The sequence below is a fragment of the Massilia sp. TWR1-2-2 genome (assembly GCF_049897565.1).
Lineage (GTDB): Bacteria > Pseudomonadota > Gammaproteobacteria > Burkholderiales > Burkholderiaceae_D > JAFCUW01.
Genome location: NZ_JAFCWM010000078.1, coordinates 1 through 2,489, shown reverse-complemented (window position 1 = coordinate 2,489; position 2,489 = coordinate 1). Strand labels below are relative to the sequence as shown.

The 2,489-nt window shown below is 54.8% G+C and carries 3 protein-coding genes; 1 reads left to right on the top strand and 2 read right to left on the bottom strand.

Features of this window, described 5'->3' with window-relative positions; all coding sequences use genetic code 11:
* Positions 1–104: 104 nt before the first annotated feature.
* Positions 105–731 (bottom strand): tyrosine-type recombinase/integrase, encoded by a 627-nt coding sequence (locus ACP7DD_RS26380; protein ID WP_426178344.1) that lies wholly within the window; start codon positions 729–731, stop codon positions 105–107.
* Positions 728–1,546 (bottom strand): site-specific integrase, encoded by an 819-nt coding sequence (locus tag ACP7DD_RS26375; RefSeq protein WP_426178342.1) that lies wholly within the window; start codon positions 1,544–1,546, stop codon positions 728–730. The genes ACP7DD_RS26380 and ACP7DD_RS26375 overlap by 4 nt, the downstream gene beginning before the upstream one ends.
* Positions 1,547–1,803: 257 nt before the next feature.
* On the opposite strand from ACP7DD_RS26375, the gene ACP7DD_RS26370 reads away from it, so the two are divergent.
* Positions 1,804–2,091 (top strand): cyclic GMP-AMP synthase DncV-like nucleotidyltransferase, encoded by a 288-nt coding sequence (locus tag ACP7DD_RS26370; protein WP_426178340.1) that lies wholly within the window; start codon positions 1,804–1,806, stop codon positions 2,089–2,091.
* Positions 2,092–2,489 lie beyond the last annotated feature (398 nt).

Sequence of the window (2,489 nt, the reverse complement as noted above, 5' to 3'; positions counted from 1 at the left end):
CCGTGCTGGGTGACGTCGGTCTTGCGCATAGTTTCGAAGGGGAAAGTTGTTCTCATTACACAACGTATACCCCCGCCGTCCCGTTGACAGGGCGGCGGGATTTTTCAACAGCCTGTTAGCGGCTTCCTCCGCAGTGAAACGAACACATGATCATCCGCCGGAGCATAGGGCCGCCGCTGTTTGAGATAGCGTTCTAGCCCAGCCCGTGCAGTTTCATGGATCGGAACAAGGCGGCTCTTGCGGAATTTGGTATTGCGAATTACCAGTCCATCGACCGTGATGTCCTGATAGCGCAAATGAATGGCTTCAGAAGTACGCAGCCCGGTGCACGCCAACAGAGAGAACAAGGCGCCGTAAGTATGTTGACGCATCGAATGGCAACCCAGATGGAATGCCGCCTGGACGAGCTGCTGAATTTCCACCGAGGACATGATGTAGGGGGCCGGCCGTGGCCCTTTCTCGCTACCAAAGATGGCTACTGGCATTTCGTGCCGAAGATCTTCGAGCCGGGCGAAACGTGTGAAACGAATGACATGGCCAATCCGACGTGCGCGCTGATGAACTGTCCGAGCAAGTGTCGCCCATTCGACGGCCGTTTCCCTGCAAACGTGGTCCAAGCCTCTCGTATCGGTGTAGGCGGCGAATCCGAGGAGGCAGCTTCCCTCCGATTTGAGCTCAAATCCGCACGCGCGGCGCATGGTCAAATATGATTCCACAAGATCGACCATCATGCCTGCACCTGCGGCCATGGTTGGGCAATCTGTTGCAATGTGGGACGATCGACCTTGGCGTAGATTTGCGTGGTCGTAATGGTCCGGTGTCCAAGAACGACAGCAATCTCCTGCAGCGATATACCTTCGCGCAGCATTGAGGTGGCGACCGAATGGCGCAGCACATGAGCGGCACCGCCGCTCGGACAGTGAACGCCAGCCCGGCGCATCGCTCGGGCAACGATCACTGAAATCGCGCAGTGGTTTGCAAAAGCAAGGAATGGTGCCCGACAGCCGACAAATAGTGCAGCGGTATCGGTTGGCGGCCGTCCTTCCTGCAAGTAGCTGATGATTGCCTGGCCGACCTCCTGTGTCAGAGGAAATCTCGTCTGCCGCCTGCTTTTGCCGGTGATCGAAATCCAAGCTCCTTTCCAGTCGATGTCTTCCAGTTGTATCTGAACGATGTCGCCCGCTCGAAATCCCATTCGAGCAAGCAAGAGCAGAATCGCACGATCCCGTCGACCGACCGGCGAACTGAGATCACATGAAGCGATGATTCGCTCGACGTCCGCCGATGGCAGGTACCGTGGCAACGAAGAAAGTCGCCATTGAGCTACGACGGGAATAGCGTCATCCAAATTGACATCGCACTTACCTTCAGCGATCAGAAAACGAAGAAACATGCGCAGCGCCGTCGTACAATTCTTGGTCGCCGCCAGTCCCTGGAGACGACTCGTATCCAATACAAACTGACGCAAATTTCTGGCATTGAGCCGCTGGAGATCATCTTCGATATGCTTTAGCAAATTTCTGATCGAAATACTGTATGTACACATAGTCGTGTTCTGTTTGCAACATGCTGGCACTGTATGAGTTTCTGGCGACGGCTGCGGCTGCTGGTTCCTGGAGCGTTTGGCACAAGAGCTGGATGTTCGACCGGCAATACGAAGAGGCTGAACGCCGATACGACTGGGTCGGGGTTGACTCGCCCGCGAGGAGTGGCGCCTGAAAGAGGGCGCTCGGACGTCGCAAACTTCGCGAGAAGCGGGATGTCATCCTGTCGACCTTAAAGCGGGGTCGAGCCTTACATTCATTGGCGTTCGAAGCGTTCGACCAGGGCAGCTACGCAATGCGAACTGGCGTCGTTCCTAAGGACGGAAATTACGACATCGATGTGGGGCTAATTTTTGATTGTCCACGCGAACGCTTTCCGGACCCGGTTGCCTTGAAACGCTTAGTCCGCGATGTGTTGAATGCCCACAACCGAGTCGTCAAAATTCGCCGTGCGTGCGTCACAGTCGAGTACTGGAAGAAGGGCGTCCCGGACTATCACGTTGACTTGTCCTCTCCTACACAGCGCCCCGCGGCACCTTCCAAGTGACGATACTTTCTCGCGTCACTGAACGGTCCGAGCACTAAGCGGGGGCCGACAGGATTTCAAAGCAAGTGGGCCCAGCAATCAGAAAGTACATCGGCGCTGAACTCAACAGAGAATTCCGTAGCGGCCCTCGCTATAACCTCGAAATAATATTGAGTGCTACACATTCTGAGCAACACCGACAGAGGGCACGCATCAATCCACCCAAGTTAGCATTTAATGTGCAGTTAGATGGTTTATTTTCAACGTAGACACAAAAACACTTGACATCATTTTAGAAGTGCGGCCTGCAGTGTGAATTTTTGATTCTACTGCTCGCCATGTCCGTTCTGACCACCTTGTTTCAAGACTTCGCCGCCCGACTATGCTCGACAGAATTTCTCCACGACGCCCGCCATTCC

Coding starts and splice junctions, on each gene's coding strand:
- ACP7DD_RS26375 (WP_426178342.1), bottom strand. CDS start 1,546: ATGTGTACATACAGTATTTCGATCAGAAATTTGCTAAAGCATATCGAA.
- ACP7DD_RS26380 (WP_426178344.1), bottom strand. CDS start 731: ATGATGGTCGATCTTGTGGAATCATATTTGACCATGCGCCGCGCGTGC.